Source organism: Terrimonas ginsenosidimutans (genome assembly GCF_022012415.1).
GTDB classification, from domain to species: Bacteria; Bacteroidota; Bacteroidia; order Chitinophagales; family Chitinophagaceae; genus Terrimonas_A; species Terrimonas_A ginsenosidimutans.
Map to the genome: position 1 here is coordinate 1 of NZ_JAKLTR010000006.1, position 16,327 is coordinate 16,327.

At 42.2% G+C, this 16,327-nt stretch carries 15 protein-coding genes and 1 pseudogene; 3 read left to right on the forward strand and 13 right to left on the reverse strand.

Going from position 1 to position 16,327, the window contains the following annotated elements; translation table 11 throughout:
- Nucleotides 1-259 precede the first annotated feature (259 nt).
- Together LZZ85_RS10535 and LZZ85_RS10540 are read right to left on the reverse strand one after the other, a co-directional pair.
- Nucleotides 260-448 carry a hypothetical protein gene (locus LZZ85_RS10535; RefSeq protein ID WP_237871414.1) on the reverse strand — a complete coding sequence of 63 codons (189 nt, stop codon included), beginning with the start codon at nt 446-448 and terminating at the stop codon, nt 260-262.
- Between the two features lie 3 nt (nt 449-451).
- Nucleotides 452-1,390, reverse strand: a pseudogene (locus LZZ85_RS10540) (RHS repeat-associated core domain-containing protein); the annotation flags it as partial.
- Between the two features lie 129 nt (nt 1,391-1,519).
- Here LZZ85_RS10540 and LZZ85_RS10545 point away from each other — a divergent pair.
- Nucleotides 1,520-1,936, forward strand: a complete 417-nt coding sequence (locus tag LZZ85_RS10545; protein ID WP_237871418.1) for a helix-turn-helix domain-containing protein — start codon at nt 1,520-1,522, stop codon at nt 1,934-1,936.
- 566 nt (nt 1,937-2,502) lie between these two features.
- On the opposite strand, the gene LZZ85_RS10550 is transcribed toward LZZ85_RS10545, so the two are convergent.
- From LZZ85_RS10550 to LZZ85_RS10595, 10 genes are all read right to left on the reverse strand, one after another.
- Nucleotides 2,503-2,898, reverse strand: a complete 396-nt coding sequence (locus tag LZZ85_RS10550) for a hypothetical protein (protein WP_237871420.1) — start codon at nt 2,896-2,898, stop codon at nt 2,503-2,505.
- A 225-nt stretch (nt 2,899-3,123) separates the two neighbouring features.
- Complete coding sequence (locus LZZ85_RS10555; protein WP_237871422.1) at nt 3,124-3,510, reverse strand: VOC family protein; 387 nt, start codon at nt 3,508-3,510, stop codon at nt 3,124-3,126.
- A gap of 180 nt (nt 3,511-3,690) precedes the next feature.
- On the reverse strand, nt 3,691-4,878 hold the full coding sequence (locus LZZ85_RS10560; protein WP_237871424.1) for an immunity 26/phosphotriesterase HocA family protein: 1,188 nt from the start codon (nt 4,876-4,878) through the stop codon (nt 3,691-3,693).
- 300 nt (nt 4,879-5,178) lie between these two features.
- Entirely contained in the window at nt 5,179-5,676 is a 498-nt protein-coding gene (locus tag LZZ85_RS10565) for a hypothetical protein (protein WP_237871426.1), read from the reverse strand.
- A 199-nt stretch (nt 5,677-5,875) separates the two neighbouring features.
- A complete protein-coding gene (locus tag LZZ85_RS10570) occupies nt 5,876-6,346 on the reverse strand; it encodes an SRPBCC family protein (protein WP_237871428.1) in 471 nt (156 codons plus the stop codon).
- A 326-nt stretch (nt 6,347-6,672) separates the two neighbouring features.
- Nucleotides 6,673-7,389 carry a hypothetical protein gene (locus LZZ85_RS10575; RefSeq protein WP_237871430.1) on the reverse strand — a complete coding sequence of 239 codons (717 nt, stop codon included), beginning with the start codon at nt 7,387-7,389 and terminating at the stop codon, nt 6,673-6,675.
- Nucleotides 7,390-7,489: 100 nt separating this feature from the next.
- Entirely contained in the window at nt 7,490-8,059 is a 570-nt protein-coding gene (locus LZZ85_RS10580) for a hypothetical protein (RefSeq protein ID WP_237871432.1), read from the reverse strand.
- 224 nt (nt 8,060-8,283) lie between these two features.
- Nucleotides 8,284-8,760, reverse strand: a complete 477-nt coding sequence (locus LZZ85_RS10585; RefSeq protein ID WP_237871434.1) for a hypothetical protein — start codon at nt 8,758-8,760, stop codon at nt 8,284-8,286.
- A gap of 255 nt (nt 8,761-9,015) precedes the next feature.
- On the reverse strand, nt 9,016-9,540 hold the full coding sequence (locus LZZ85_RS10590; RefSeq protein ID WP_237871436.1) for a hypothetical protein: 525 nt from the start codon (nt 9,538-9,540) through the stop codon (nt 9,016-9,018).
- An 88-nt stretch (nt 9,541-9,628) separates the two neighbouring features.
- Nucleotides 9,629-10,153, reverse strand: a complete 525-nt coding sequence (locus LZZ85_RS10595) for a DNA-deoxyinosine glycosylase (protein ID WP_237871438.1) — start codon at nt 10,151-10,153, stop codon at nt 9,629-9,631.
- Between the two features lie 1,003 nt (nt 10,154-11,156).
- On the opposite strand from LZZ85_RS10595, the gene LZZ85_RS10600 reads away from it, so the two are divergent.
- The gene (locus LZZ85_RS10600) at nt 11,157-11,960 is read left to right on the forward strand and encodes a hypothetical protein (RefSeq protein ID WP_237871440.1); all 804 of its coding nucleotides are present in this window, start codon (nt 11,157-11,159) and stop codon (nt 11,958-11,960) included.
- An 804-nt stretch (nt 11,961-12,764) separates the two neighbouring features.
- On the opposite strand, the gene LZZ85_RS10605 is transcribed toward LZZ85_RS10600, so the two are convergent.
- Nucleotides 12,765-15,563, reverse strand: coding sequence for a bifunctional aconitate hydratase 2/2-methylisocitrate dehydratase (locus tag LZZ85_RS10605; protein WP_237871442.1), 2,799 nt, complete (start codon nt 15,561-15,563; stop codon nt 12,765-12,767).
- Between the two features lie 415 nt (nt 15,564-15,978).
- Here LZZ85_RS10605 and LZZ85_RS10610 point away from each other — a divergent pair, with 415 nt between their 5' ends.
- Nucleotides 15,979-16,272: an ATP-dependent Clp protease adaptor ClpS gene (locus LZZ85_RS10610; protein WP_237871444.1), complete on the forward strand. Its 294-nt coding sequence runs from the start codon at nt 15,979-15,981 to the stop codon at nt 16,270-16,272.
- Nucleotides 16,273-16,327: the final 55 nt, after the last annotated feature.

Below are 16,327 nucleotides of genomic sequence, written 5' to 3' on the forward strand. Positions count from 1 at the left end.
TTTTTATTACGGAATGGTATATGTACATTTTATACTCTCCCATTCTTGATCGATATTATGTGAAATACACGGGTGATGAGTTATCGAGACCATGGAAAATCTGCTATAGAAGAATAGCTGGTCACATGTCTATATTACGTTTCTTCTCATACCTGCGTACTCTATTCAAGAGATTTGGCGAACGAAAAAAATCTAGTGATCTACCTCTGGCAATTCGCCTGATACAATAAAGCCGTATTAGTTTAAAAGTTTGAATACTTTATTTTCTGCGTTTGATAAATAAAAGAATCAAAAGCAGAAATAAAAGCAGAACAGTAGTTTTAGTAAATGACCGGTCTGTCGCATTAGGTATTTTATGACCACTTGCATGAGCGGCAAACCAAAGAAATAAAACCGCGCTTAATGCGATTCCTACAAAAACTCTTAAAATAATAATCAACGCTTTCATAAACTAGCCTCCATTATTTGCCGTCCCTGTGAAACCCAATTTCCACAAAGCATTTAAGAATTGCCTTAATTGCTCATTTGACATCTCCCTAAAATCTAATACTTCTCCGCTTTTAAGATTGCCGCTTTTACCATTGAGAACATCCAGCACTATCAAAGCAGATCGTGTAAGTCCTGCTGCTTCATATGTGGAACCATATAAATCGTTCACAAGTTTTTTGGCGCTTGACCAGTTCCAACCTAAATGGTCACTGGTTTTTATACCTCTATGAGCTATTGCATCTTGTAAAGCATGCAGCCCTTGACCTGGTTTCCCCAAGTCATACCCTCCATTTGAATCAAAAATATTATCCCAGCCGAACTCCAACCCTTTTTCCATGGCCTGCAACTCAGTCATACCATCCTCGGCCTCCTGGTCACTCATCATAGAATGCCATTTACTGTTTTTTTCGTCTTGCGATTCGGCAGTTTTAGAGTAGTCGATCCCTCTTCTATAGTCAGTTGGCGGGAATAAGTTTCTAGGATGTGGATGGGCTAAGTGATCGGATTGAAGTACCGTGTTAGTTGGGTGGTCAGCATACATACTTGCATAGTGAGCTATTAAATCAGCTATCTCGTGCGTATACCACGCTTTAATTAGTTGATCATAGGTGGTCTTATAGTGAACTGTCACCGCATACTTTCCGAACTCATCGACCATTAATACAGGATTATTATTACCGTAATTGTATGTACTGAGGTTTAATGTCTTTTCAGCCATCGGGTCGATAGCAGTCCAACTGCCAATCTGGTTATCATACGCGCGCGCGCAATAATCCAGCCATTCCAATCCACTACCATCACTAAACTCCTGTCGTTGCTCTTCCTTGCCGTTGTATTTATACTTATTCTCAGCACCTCCACAGTTTAACGCCTTACTTGATATTCCAGCCATCGTCAACCCAAACGGATAATAACTGTCAACCCATTTTTAACGCCCCATCCATTTTTGGGGAACCGGTTTGGGTGTTTCACTCAAAGAACTGCTACAGCCCTAAAAGTAATAGCTTTTATTTTCAATTGAAAGAAAAAAGTGAAGGCATTGCTGCATATCGACGTCGCCGCAGATATCGGTGTTGATAAGTCCGCTTACTCCAAGATTGAGAAGGGAACCCGCAGCCTCACCATCGAGGAGCTGCAAAAAATGGTGCAGCTCTTTAACCTGACCACTGATCAGATCATTAACTCTGATGGGAAGATTCCAAAGAAAGTGGTGATTGAAGACAAGACCGCTGTCGAGCAGATGAGGTTGATACAGCAGCTAGATGAAGACGATAAGCAGACCATCTTTAAGCTTATCGACAAGATGCTAACCAATAAAAGTTCAAGGACTTCTTTGATAAAAATATCGCAGCATTGTAAAAGTAAAAGCCCGGCGTATGCCGGGCTTTTACTTTTACAATGCTATAGTCAAATTTTGTTATTTTTTTACTATAGGATTACTATTTAAGCATACTAACGATACAACAAAAAGCAGTATTGTTAAAACAATATATGTAACTGCTAACAGATTGTTTCTTGTTCTGGCTCCTTTACTCTCATTCTTAAATCCATCTTCAATGTTTTTGTACCGATTATTTCCAAAAACTCTATAGCTATTAAGTGCAACAATCAACAGTCCTATTATATATAAGTAACCTTTCGGCAAATCAACAATAATGATTTTTCTTGTAACTATTATTATTAAACCAACAACTGTAATAAAGTTCAAAATTGAAAGAATGGATAATAATAAAACGGCATTGTATCTTGGTATGGATTCTTCACCCAGGCTCAGAATAAACCTATAAAATCGATAGTACAAATTGTCAATAAAAGTCAACATTCTTATGTGTGTATTTGTTTTAAAGTCAGCTTAGGTTTTAATGATAGAATAATTTCTCCCATTGTAAGGATTCCAATAATACCCTAACCCGTCACTAGTTTCTCTTTGTATCTCACCCACTCTATCTAAGGCAGCCGACCATCCTCCTGGAATCAAGTTATCCCCCCCAAAAAAAAGCTCCCGATACAACATCATTTTAAATATCCTCCTATTAACATCACACTCATCGCAAAAAAGAATAAAAATATTCCCAGAAAGATCAATATACTCAGCATCAGATACCTCCTTTTTCTGCCAGGGCTGAGCCCTTTATAATCCTTTCTGATATCGAGTTCCAGATATCTTTTTCGGAAGGTTTTACGCATTCGATAATGTGTGATATACCACAGCACCATCATTACACCAAGTAGAAACCAAAGGCTTACGCTAATGGGTAATAGCCTGATAATTATAAATTCACCGACCAGTGCCAGAAAAAAGAGCTCCACTCCGGTTAAAAAACCCGCTGCATCCTCCGTAGTTATTCCATTCTTTTTATCTGCGATTCTCTCCATCAAAGAAAAATTAATTAAAAATATCTTCCTCATAAATTCCATTTTGGAAAAGCGACCATTCCAATTTCACAGATTGGGACCTTCCCCCAACCAGCAGTACCCGCAGTCGCAGACCTTTGATTTTTTATCAAACCAAAACGCCTGTGCAACCCAAACAAGCCTTATTCGAATGCCGGCCATTGATAAAAGGCTAAACCCTATATTTTCGCAACATTGGATCTTTCCCTGTAAAAATCCCTGTACACCTGACCTGCGATGTCATAACGTAAACCCGATCTCCCAAACATGCCCAAACGGATCTTTCAGTTTACCTATACGCCAGTCTTCTTCCGTTGTCATCGGGCAGATCTCCGTGGCTCCAAACCTGAGTGCGCTTTCAAATAGTTTATCCGCGTTTTCAGTTTGTAAAATTATCCTTACCGGACTGTGAGAGGTGGGATCCGGACTCAGATTTCCATTCTGCGGCTCTTCGTCAGCTACATAAAATTCCGCGCCTTCGACCTGGATCACCGAGGAGATTTTTTGCTCTGGCATTTCAAATCTTTTTGCTTCCACTGCTCCAAATGCAGCGATATAGAATGCTACAGCTTTCTTTCCGTCATTTACAGAAAGAAAAGGCTTGATTGTTGTAAGTTTATCCGTCATAGATTATTCATGTTTATGTTTATTTCGACTGTCCTGGTCCTCATGGCGATTAATCTCCGACATGTCCGGGATCAACAAAGAAACACCCGCGTTCAGCGATCGTCCTCAAGCCTACAGGACACACGTCATACTTTCGTCAGCCCTCTCCTTACTCACCCGCCCTTACTCCCGCTCCTTTATCTACTTTAACTGCCTGATCAATTCACCTGGCAATTGAGTTCCGGTCAACATTGAATTTTCAAAATAGTTCCTATTGGGGTCAAGTCCAAAAACCCGGAATAACTCGTTTCTGATCTCTTTGTTCCGGGGATTGCGCAGATCCCATTTACTCTTATAATGGCCCGGGTTATCAAAACTGTATATACCATTATTATGAATCGCTTTTAACACTTCAATGCTGTAGTAATGTGGCCTGAACCCGATAGAATAGTAACCGTATGGATTGTTATCAAATTGCTTCTCCCCCGTCAAATACTTATTGAATTTATCCAGGGGCAGCTCTTTATGGATCAAACCCCACTGCAGAAATACCACGTTCCGCTGATCAATACTGCGGCCATACGAAATGGGGAAATCAAATTCCTCATCTTTTAAATCCCTGTGCGCAATTATTTCAAACTCCCCATATAGAAGCAAATTGTCCATCATTACATCCGACGGCAATCTGGCCTGTTCATCCAGTATATTTATATCGATATGCTTGCTATAGGATCTGAAAGCAAACAATTCGATTATAACGGGAGGTCCCATTAATAAACCCAACCCATGAAAATCGATTAACAATTTCTTCTTCCTGATTTTATTCACATCAAGAAGCACCCGTCCAAAACCGTAATTCACCCTGTCCAGTTTAAAGCAGAAGTAATCTCCCGACCTGAATTTTATGTTACGCCTTTCCAGTTGTTTAAACTCTTCTATCTTACTAAAATGATCTTCCGGTGAATTACGGATAAACTCCTCTACAATTTCGGGTATATCTTTTTCTGATTGTTGCTCGTTATCCCAGCTGCTAGAATAGAACGTCGTTTGGGTATTGTAATTACCTATCGTCAAATCACCACCCTTAACACTCAAATACACCCCGGTTGGCTGACGTTGTTCTAATACGGAAGCACTCAATTTCTTTTGCTTCCCCTTGTCAGTGTTGGGCAAAAGAATCGACCGCTCCATGGTGGGTTCATCATACTGTTTCTCGAAATATTCATTTCCAGTCGATACAATATGCCTTTTAATGGTATCCTTTTCATAATACAAAACACTTTCGGGCCGGTATGTATCACCACTGAAAAGAACTCTATCCCACTCGCTCTTGATTGGATCAAGGCCAAAGTATTTTCTTTGTTCGTTTGTTAGTTCATACATTTCCATAAAACTAAATTGATGTATCCTTGATCAACGGTCTCCATTTTTTTTAGCCAACAAACATACTTTACACATCACTCCTTCAGCTTTTTTCAAGCTGCCTGTTGGGGTTTCGTAGTTATTATGTATACCAATATCTAACCGTGCTCCTTATTGAAATTTCGATCATGAGGGGCAGAAGAAGTGGCAGCAACCTCAATTCTGACTACCCCGAAAACAAATGCATTGGCGCCCGGCGTACCGATGGAATAAATCAATTAGTTCATCTACCTTCATCACCCAAAGCCCTTTTTTGCACAGAGCATTTTACTCTTGCCTAAGGAATGTTTGGAGATGATTGAATTCAGTTTTGAACAAACACATATTCACGCTTTGTGAACGCTGCCCTAATTCATTCAGTTTTTCGATCTTAAATTCCCTTTTGGCAATTTTAGGCGGGGATAAAGTCACAAAGACCAAATACAAACAACCCAGCTCCATGTTAGGATCCTCCAACGACGGAGCTTCTCCATCTTGCCCAAAATCAGGGTCAAAAGAAAATGCGTTAATAGCTTCTCCTCTACGAAAACTCCATGTTATTTTGACTAAGCCGAAGAAATAATATTTTGATATTGAGAACGAGTCCGTTTTTACACGAAAGTCTCTGGTAACAACTATGCTCAAGGTGATAAAAATTACGACAACAAGCCATCCCACCGTGTCATACTGGAATTTGAAAGCCCAAAAACATATTGCCGCCAAAATGAAAAAAGTAAACTGTAAACTAAGAAGCCTCGTCCTAATATCTCGCTGGTAGATGATCATAACGTCAGTGATAAAAAAGTCAGTGATACTGCAGATAACGGGAGATTCAGCTGCACTATCCCGCATCATTTTGTATAATAGCTAACACATAACCAGATAAAGCCTCGAGGGCCATCACAGTATCTATCTGCAATGCTTTCTATTCTGTGCAGCCTGTCTGGGACTCAATACGAATGCTACTAAATTGGAAAAGCCTTGATCAAGTACTTTCAATTCTCGTTTTCAATTTCCGCAAGTACTTTTTCAAATCACTTCCTGCTTTAAAGGAAATGAGAAAACCCGGCAAACTAAAACCGGTCGCGAATTTAACAATGCTCTTATCAAACTCAAGTTTATACGTTAGCTCGGTCGAACTTTTGGACACAGTTCTCACCATTCGCTGACTTTTCAGATAAAACCTTTCACTGCCGGTCGTTTCAAAAACTGCATTATTATTTTTTTCAAACTGAACACATTGTAGCTTCAGTAAATTATTGGATGCTTTTTTTGATAGATTGGAATATTCGGATATGATCACCCCTGGTTGTAATGGCCCGTCTAATATGCTGTTGTTTATTTCTGCCCGCCAGAGTTTGTCGTTACCAGGATTCGCAAAAAAATCAAATACATTGTCCACCTCTTTGTTCACCAAAATTCTCCCTGAAACGCTTATCAATTTTTTGTTCATCATTTCATTTGTCGTTAGTTAATCATAAATGTCCGTTTTGAACTAATCGGAACATACATTCGCTGGTCATTGATCACCCAAATTACTCACTGGAGAAAATCCGTAAATCAAAATATAATTCGCCCAGAAAGTCATAGGTTCAAGGAAATTTTTTTCTTCGCTAGCCAGTAATCAGCAGGTCTTCTTGTACCATTCGTCCCTACCATAAATAAACAAATGTCATTTTAAAATTGTCCCTTTATGGTTTGCAGGATGTACATACACTTCTTATTGCCGGTCAAATTCTATTTTCAAAAATAAGTAGTCTTGATATTCTTTACCGTGGCAACTTAGTTTCCTCTAACTCCGCTATGTTCGAATATAAATTGAGCAATTGACGCTTTCTCTGCCAATTCATTATCCTTATCCAAAAAATAAAAAAAGCCGGTTTCAAAATATCCGGAGTTTGCCTTTGTCCAATTTATTATTTTATCAATTTCGGCATTGTCTAAATCTTTGAACTCCGCTCGTTTTCCTTTGAGATCACTAAAATAGCTGTACACAAAGTCAACAAAATTTGAAAAGCTATGGTCATTCAAGTCTATGGTCCAAATATCGAGCAAACGATCAATGTCATCCGTTAACTTATATATTCCGGTAAAAGCCTCTTTGTCAAAATAAGGTTTACTCCTGACCATATCTTCCCACCAGACCCAAAGAAATCCAATGATCGCATCTTTTTCAATTTCCGGCCATTCTTTCCATTTACCATATTCCAGTTTTTCCAACACGACAAAAGCATCACCGGTAAAATCATCTGCTGCTAAAAGTTCAAATATTCTTGGTAAGAAATGCTTGAAGTCATCTACCCCACCCCAGGTCGTCATCGCTTTGAATGCAAATCCGGAGAGGTCGTCTGTTTCCAGGTCTTTTAAATGCTTTGAATATAGTTTCTCTTTGTCAGCTTCAGAAAAACAGCACTGGCAAACTTCCATTTCATTTCTGAAAGGATAGACTGAAAACGTACGGTAGAGTGTTTCGATCGAAATTTTTAGATCTTCTGTCATTGTTTATTTGCTGTCTGTGGCCTGATCGCCAGGTGCGCAGATTGCTTTGAGTTATTTATCAGTCAGGATTGCTGAAAAAGTCATACTATCCTCGGAAGTCCTATTCATTATCCCTTTCCCAAACCAGGTATTCCAACTCTGATTTCCAGCAGGCGTCTTCTTCCAGGCATTTCGCATCGATCGTTTTAAAATCACCAGATACTTTATAAAACTCATCATCTGAAAATTTCCGTTTTGCAAAAATATTGTTCTCGAATCTCGAGTCTAAGGAAAGATAAAAATTCCTGTACCTGATAATACATTCAGCCAACTGGTGAATTGAACTATTTATAAAGATCCTGTCGAAGTAGTTGTCATGATTCAGGTAGACAATTTCGTTATCATGGTCTAAGTCTACACACACAGGATCACCACAGCCATTACTCCCAATCATGAAGTACGAATCCAGCCCATCAATGTCTATATTGAAAACGGTGTTGGATGTGGGAACAGCGACATCATTGTACGTTTCAAAGGAAAGACCGGGAGCACAATTTCGAGGTAGACCACAATTGATCAGAAAATCAATGGTAGATCTTAAAAGACGTGGGTCTTTCAATTGTAATGAGTCAAACTTACAAAGCTCTTCTTCGTGATCAGTCCAATATTGGCTTATTTGATAAATATCCATTTTTATCTGAAAAATAAGAGGGAGATCAAATCAGCCGACAGGTATCATTCTGAACTCCGATTGCCGCTAGTGACGAAAAATATTCTGATGAATTCAGGTACAAAAGCTAACAGTTATTCACCTAACGAGGCTAAAAGAACGTTTTACTTAGCTGATATCACATAATATCAAGCCATCCATTGCAAACTAATTCTCAAAATGACCTATATTTTCTCCTGAAAGATCTATTTATTCGCCCAGATCACCTGCCCATTTGATTCGAAAATAATTGTATTGGATGTCGCAAGAAAAGAATTCCTGAACTTCTCCGTCCCTGTAAATGCCTTTAACTCACCCGTCAGTCTGACGAGCAATTGTTCCCGGTTCAGATCCTTGTACCCACTTTCCGGAAGCCTGCAATACATATTAGAGGGCTCGAAATCAACACGCGTATGAGAAGTGTCGCCGTTTTCGTATTTGTTCACCCCCGCCAGGTAAAGCATGTTCCCATCTGACGACTCAAACAATCCGATCTTGAATATACTTATAGACTTGTCCGGCTTCTCAGCGTCGCAGATGCTACATAACCATTCTTGTACGCTTTTGAAATGGGTATCCAGACCGGGAGGCGGAGGTTCGATATCATCCTCGATCTCAACTAAGGTAACATCCTTATACTCCACTTCCCGAGGCTCATCTTTTCCTGGTTCACTGCAAGACATAAAAACAATTGAAATTATTAAGATGACGATAGATTGAATTTTCATGCTCGAAGTATATGTATTAACATGGGAATCGTTCCATCTACCAATGAACACGGGGAATTGATATCAATTCGATATTCCTACTCAGCGTTTAACTTAAAATAACCTCTTCAAACTCCAATCTGCAGCCGACTAAAAAATCACAGGGAATGCAAGGGTTAAAATCAGACGGCTCTTTGTTTATTACATCTGTCGCTTAGGCTTTTCAGCAGACTACATGTTGGCAGAAGTATTTTGCCGCCGGAGGAAGATCTCTGTTATTGGACGGTCGCTGCACTGATAAAGTTCACCGAGCGTTAAGGTCTCCTCTGACTGATCTATAATTTTGAAACATTTCTTCAAACTGCTTTCTTGGGTTAACTCCAGTAAAGAGTTTGTCTTCACCCAGGTACCGGTTTTCAGTCCCTGCCAGGCAGAGTCTGAAATAACCTGTGTGAAAAATGCATGGTCGTTCATTTCGAAATGCCCCTGTTTATTAAGCGACAAGTAGCACGTTAGCATATTGTCCATAATCGAGTCAATCTCATGGACCGGTCTCATCTCCCTTTTCTGCATGACAGAGTCTGAATAGGTGAAGCTTTTTGAATACAGGTCTATCAGGGCGAAGTGATCGCGGTAGCTATCCCAGATCTTTACTTTGAATGGCTTCCAGACCCCTTCGACACTTGCCTTTTGCCGACAAGACGAGTTGATAAATACGATCACATAAAGTAATATTAACAGCCTTGATAATGACATTCAGTTTTGATAAAGGTTCAGAACTTACTGCAACTGGCGATCGGGGAAAATCCGCTGCCAGCAGTATATACTATCAGCCCTGCTTCAACTATTCGGTCAATAATTGTCGCCAATGTATGCAAATGTTATCAAAGTCAATACCTGCGTTAGCGGGGCTTGAACTTGGTAAATAAATATACTTTATGCCATTTTTCCTATCGAAATATTTATCGAATAAAGCCTGTGATTTCATACCGTTGAATCCGATAACTTTCAAATTCTTATGCCGGTCAATAAAACCATCGAGGTCATTTGGTTCTTCGCCTTCGATCGCACTGTCCAGACTACCTTTTCTGGTTGCCTGATGAGCCACATCCCAAACCCCAATTTTAGTTCTAAGTAAGAGTGTTTTCTTGTCCTCATACGTCAGTGGCAAATCATTGCCGGTAATTGTAGAAATGATCTTCCAGAATCTGTTTCTTGAATGTCCGTAATATTCCGCAAGTTCAAGAGACTTGTCGCCAGGCAATGTCCCTAAGATCAAAATCATCGTGTCGGCGTTTGAAATTGGCTCGAATGAAGTTTTGAGATCTGTTGAATTCGTTTTTGCAGGTTGCTTAAAAGTACCCGGCATTGCCGTTAGTTCAGTTTTTGTTTTTGTGATTGTTCGTCCGATCAATGAAACTGTCGCGCCATCACGGTCAAAGATATTTGTATAGTTTCTTGTCCGGCCCTGAATTTGAAATGCCTGAATTACCGGGCCATCTTTTTCTGATACCAGCCATTCTTATTCAGGGCATCGGCAATTTGGGGGGTTGATAGTGGTTCTCCGGCTTGTCGCAAAAGTTTTTCTATCGCTTCGTGAAGTGTCATTTTCAATTAACAGTAACAGCTTCCATCCAAATGCAGCCATCTGTCATCCGCCATCTAGCTACTGTAAGGGGGGGATCTTTTAACTGAACGACATTGATGTTAACTGATCGCAGAACACACTTCGTGCACCCCACTCACAAACTTTGCGACAGCATATGCTCACACTAAAGAAACTGATCCATAAATAAAAAGGGAAGTGGGTGGATAAGGTTCTGAAGCAGAAGTGAATTTAGCAATTTCAGTAACAATTGGCAACAGACCGGCATATATCCATTCTACCCTCCGCTCCTTCAGGATATGACCGTATCCGATAACCACACAAAGACCCGCGGAAAAATCTGCATTCCTTTCCGGTCTATTTTGCCTGACATCGACCAGCCTTACCGGGCCCTGTCAGTCTTAGGCCGTTCCTTTAGTACTTACTGCACTATCAACGGGCTGATAATTAGTCAGATACAATACAGTTCACCTACCATGCAGGTACCAGAAATCTGGTATATCTATATTAATCAGATACTGTATATATGCCACTATCCCGTATATAACCAGTATATAAGAAGTATATAACAGGTATATAACACGTCCTTAATTAGATACGGTTTAATTATCTGATAATTCTGTGCATACTATTTGATGTATACAATTTAGTTGATTCTATGCTGGCTATAGGTGATAAGTCTGGCATAACATCGCTATAGTTGAACAGTATCAATGCTGTAATTCATCCGTACTCAGGCAGACTGTAAACAACAAACCTTATCAATATGGGAAAGCTTGAAAATGGATTACAATTCACGGGAACAGTTGGACTGTTCAGTGCTTATCGCATGAAAGACTCTGATGAGATCAGGGTAAGAGCAAGACGCTCGCGGTCCGGCAAAAAGGTGAAGGAACTCCAGCCACGTGTGCAGGAGAATATCAGCGAATTTATGCTGTCTTCGTATGCAGCCGGGGCAATTCGCCACTGCCTTAGAGACATCAGGCATCTGGCTACCTTCAACTTCACTCCTAAACTTACTTCACTCTCGCGAAAGATCCAGAAACTGGATCCAGTGAGCGCACGCGGGCAGCGGAACGTGCTGATCTCGCAGCATCCCTCTTATTTCGCCGGCTTTGACCTAAACAGGAAAAACACGTTTGATAGTATTATCCGGCATCCGCTGCAGTATTCGATCGATCCGGTGAAAGGCATTGCATTGATACAATTACCGGACTTGATACAGGGCGTCAGTGTATTCCTGCCCTGGCCGGTTCCGCAGTACAGAGTGCTCATATCACTAAACCTGGTGGCGGATCAGCTGTACAATGAAGCAAATAAAAAGGAATGTTTCAGTGTTATGCCTGCGATGGCAACAACAGACTGGATACCTTCCAATCAGCCGCGGGAAAGTCAGGGCTTTGAGCTGACACTTCCGGCACCGGCGGTGAAACCGGCCATGGCACGGTTGACATATGTTTTGTCCATCGGGATTGAATGGGAGATCGTTACTCTGAAAAATGGAGGTGGAATGATCAGAACAGGCGCCGGGAAGATCATTGATATGATGGCAATGGAAGAAAGTGTGTGATCTTTCTTTGGGGGAGGTTTCACTGCTTTTAGGCGAAGTTGGCTAACGGTTCGATTATTTGGACTTGCGTAAGGCCCCCTCTAAATCTCCCCCTTCAGGGGAGACTTTACGCCGCCTATAAAAGAAGTTTCATTCCAAAAAGAGAAATACAAATTCGATATAGGGCTAATCGTTACCCAAACTTTCGGAGGAGTTGAAGAATTTACTGTCTCATACTGTAGCTCACGATTTCAATCGTGGGCGGACTGATAGAGGGAAATGAAGAGACCTATGGATATGTCCGGCCATTCATTTCCCCACGGTTGAAACCGTGGGCTATCGCAAATGCTGCAACGGGGATATTAATCAACCTGATAGCTGCCAGGTTTAATTGCACCATCCATTAGGGTTGTGCTACAGCCCACGATTTCAATCGTGGGCGGACAAATTGAAGGTTGCTGGCAGGCATTCATTATGATCGAATATCCTGACCAGGTGTATCCGGCCATTCTTCCCCCCACGATTGAAATCTTGCGGAAATAAACTATCTGAAGGAAGCAGAAGCCCGTCGAAAAATTTGGGTAACGATTAGCCTGAAGGGGGAGATTTAGAGGGGCCTACGCCAGCCTTGTAGTTTATTAGATGGAATTTCGCAGATTGATCCGCAAATGGCGCAGATGGTCCAAAAAAAATGAATCTGCGTATCTGCGCCTTGATCTGCGAAATCCGCGGGAACCTACGCCATGCCCCAAAAAAGGGCCGACCCACCGGTCAGCCCTTACAAATACTATTCTAAAATGTAGACCTATTCCTTATCGCCAATCACTAATAGGAAACAGCGTCCTTTGTTGCACCTGAAGTCAGGTTTTTCAACGGAGGAGCAAACTTGGTCAGGTCAATACCTTCAACCGCTGCTTTGTATTCATCCATATTAGGAATTCTTCCCAGGATCGCAGAAAGAACAACCACCGGCGTAGACGCAAGCAGAGACTCTCCTTTTTTCCGGTCAGAATCTTCCACTACCCTTCCCTGGAACAAACGAGTTGAGGTAGCCATTACGGTATCTCCCTTCGCTGCTTTTTCCTGGTTGCCCATACACAGGTTACAACCCGGACGCTCGAGGTACATCATGTTCTCGTATTCGGTACGCGCAGCGCTCTTCGGCAGCATGTCGTCGAACTCAAAGCCAGAATACTTTTGCAACACATCCCAATCTCCCTCTGCCTTCAGCTCATCGATGATGTTGTAAGTTGGAGCTGCTACCACCAATGGTGCATGAAACTCTACTTTACCTTGCTGACCTTCGAGGTTCTTCAGCATCTGCGAAACGATCTTCAGATCACCTTTATGCACCATGCAGGAACCTACGAAACCAAGATCTACTTTTTTACCGCCTCCATAAAAAGACAGTCCACGGATAGTGTCGTGTGTATATCGTTTGGAAACATCGGCATTGTTAACGTCAGGGTCTGCGATCATTGGTTCATCGATCAGATCAAGGTCGATCACCACTTCCGCATGATAACGTGCATTTGCATCAGGCGTTAAAGCAGGCTTTTCACCTGACTTGATTTCCGTGATCCTTTTATCAGCTTTATTGATCAATCCCTGCAATACCTGCCTTGTGTTATCCATGCCTTTGTCGATCATGATCTGGATCCTGCGTTTCGCGATTTCCAGTGATTCGATCAGGGTGTCATCGTCAGAGATGCAGATGGAAGCTTTTGCTTTCATTTCGGCTGTCCAGTCAGTAAATGTGAAAGCCTGATCTGCCGGAAGCGTGCCGATATGCACTTCAATGATCCGGCCCTGGAATACGTTCTCACCGCCGAACTGCTGAAGCATCTGCGCCTGCGTAGCATGTACTACGTCTCGGAAATCCATATGCCCCTTCATTTCTCCTTTGAAGGTCACTTTCACTGATTCCGGGATCGGCATGGAAGCTTCACCGGTCGCCAGTGCAAGGGCAACTGTACCGGAGTCAGCTCCGAAAGCGACACCTTTTGACATCCTGGTATGAGAGTCACCACCGATGATGATGGCCCATTCGTCAACCGTGATATCATTCAGTACTTTATGAATTACATCGGTCATGGAATGATACCCGGCTTTTGGATCACGCGCGGTGATCAGCCCGAATTCATTCATGAACTTCATCAGCTTTGGAATATTTGCCTGTGCTTTTTTATCCCATACAGAGGCGGTATGACAACCGGATTGATAGGCGCCGTCAACGATCGGAGAGATCACCGTGGCTGCCATAGACTCCAGCTCCTGGGCTGTCATCAGACCGGTTGTGTCCTGTGAACCTACGATGTTCACTTCCACGCGAACATCCGAGCCTGCCAGCAACACTTTACCCGGTGCTACACCAACCGCATTCCTGTTGAAGATCTTTTCCACCGCTGTAAGACCGAAGCCTTCGCTGATGATCTCTTTTGAAGGAGCAAAGACCATCGGTGCTTCAACACCCAGGATCTTCGCTGCAACTGTCTGGATCTTTTTACCGAATACGATCGCATAAGATCCACCGGCTTTGATAAATTCTTTTTTCTGAGGAGTCAGTGCTTTAGAGATATCGATCAGCTCCTGATCGCCATTATATAATTTCTTGGTTTTTGTATTGATCGTAAGAACGGTGCCGGTAGCTACAGAATATACTTCTTCGAGAACAGGCTCGCCTTTTTCATTACGGATAACATTACCATTCTCGTCCGTTTTCTTCACCCAGTTTTTCAGGTCAATACCGATACCGCCGGTAACGTCTACTGTGGTAAGGAAGATGGGAGAAATGCCATTGGTACCACCTACGATCGGTGCAATGTTCACAAACGGAACATAAGGACTTGCCTGTTTGCCCGTCCAGAGTGCCACGTTATTTACACCGGACATCCTGGAAGAACCTACGCCCATGGTGCCTTTTTCCGCGACCAGCATCACGCTTTTATCGGGATGTTGTGCCTGCAGTTCTTTGATCTCGGCCTGTGCCTGTGGTGTGATCATGCATTTACCATGCAGTTCACGGTCAGACCTTGAGTGCGCCTGGTTGCCGGGAGAAAGCAGGTCAGTTGAAATATCACCCTCTCCAGCGATGAAAGTAACTATTTTGATCTCTTCGGGCACGTCCGGCAGTTTGGTAAAAAACTCAGCCTGGGCGTAACTTTCGAGTATTTCTTTTGCTATTGCATTTTCATTTTTGAAAGCCTCTTTCAGGCGATCGGTATCGGCATCATAGAGAAATACCTGTGTTTTCAGGACATCTGCGGCTTGTTTCGCGATGCCGGCATCTTCACCGAGCGCAAGATCAAGCAGGACTTCAATGGAAGGTCCGCCTTTCATGTGCGACAGCAGTTCGAAGGCGAAAGCCGGTGTGATCTCTTCTACTTTGTAAGCTCCAAGGATGATCTCCTTTAAGAACTTCGCTTTTACGCCCGCAGCGCTCGTGGTTCCGGGCAAGACGTTATAAATAAAGAAATTGACAGATTCCGGCCTGTGCTCGTTGTTCAGATCTTTGATCTGCTCAATGATCACACTCAGTAAGTCAGCACCATCGATAGGTTTGGGATGAAGTCCCTGGCCTTTTCTTTCTTGGATTTCCTTAAGATATTCAGTAAAAAGACTCATACGATTTTTTCTTGATTTGCTAATCTGCAAATGTAAATAATGTCAATAATATTACACAGCGATTCGGGTTAAGATTGTAGTTAAAACATGAATACAGTATGGAGCAGTTGAATTGGAAGCCGGTATGGTTGTAAAACAAAAAACGGGAGGGTTTTGTTCGTTGATCCTGAATAGAGATGGTGTCCTTTAATCAGGCAGGGTGTAAAGGGAACGCGGCGAACGCAGCGAACCGCAACGAGCGCGGCGAAATACAATACTTACATGGCTGTTAGCGCCGCGTCCGCTGCGGTTCGCTGCGTTCGCCGCGTTCCTCAAACTCTCCAAATCAACAGGTTATACAAATTTTACACATTCCCCCTCAACCATTTCAGAAAAAAAACTTTATGGTCTATTTTTGTGGGCAAAGGCTTGAACAATGGCTAAACACGAATTGGAGACCGGTACCGTACACGAAACCGATACACTCACGCTCGAAGATCAGGGTTGCAACCTCATCGTATGGAACGATGAAGTGAATACTTTCGAATGGGTGATCGAAACACTCGTTGAGGTATGCGGTCATACCCACGAACAAGCCGAACAATGTTCTCTCTTCATTCACTTCAAAGGCAAGTACGGCGTAAAGCAGGGCTCCTACGATGAACTCAAACCAATGTGCGATGCTATCACCGAACGCGGCATTGGTGCCACGGTGGAAGAACTCGCGTGAGCGAACAAAGTAAAAAGTCGAAATTAAAAATTAAAAAAGCTACTTAACATTGAGG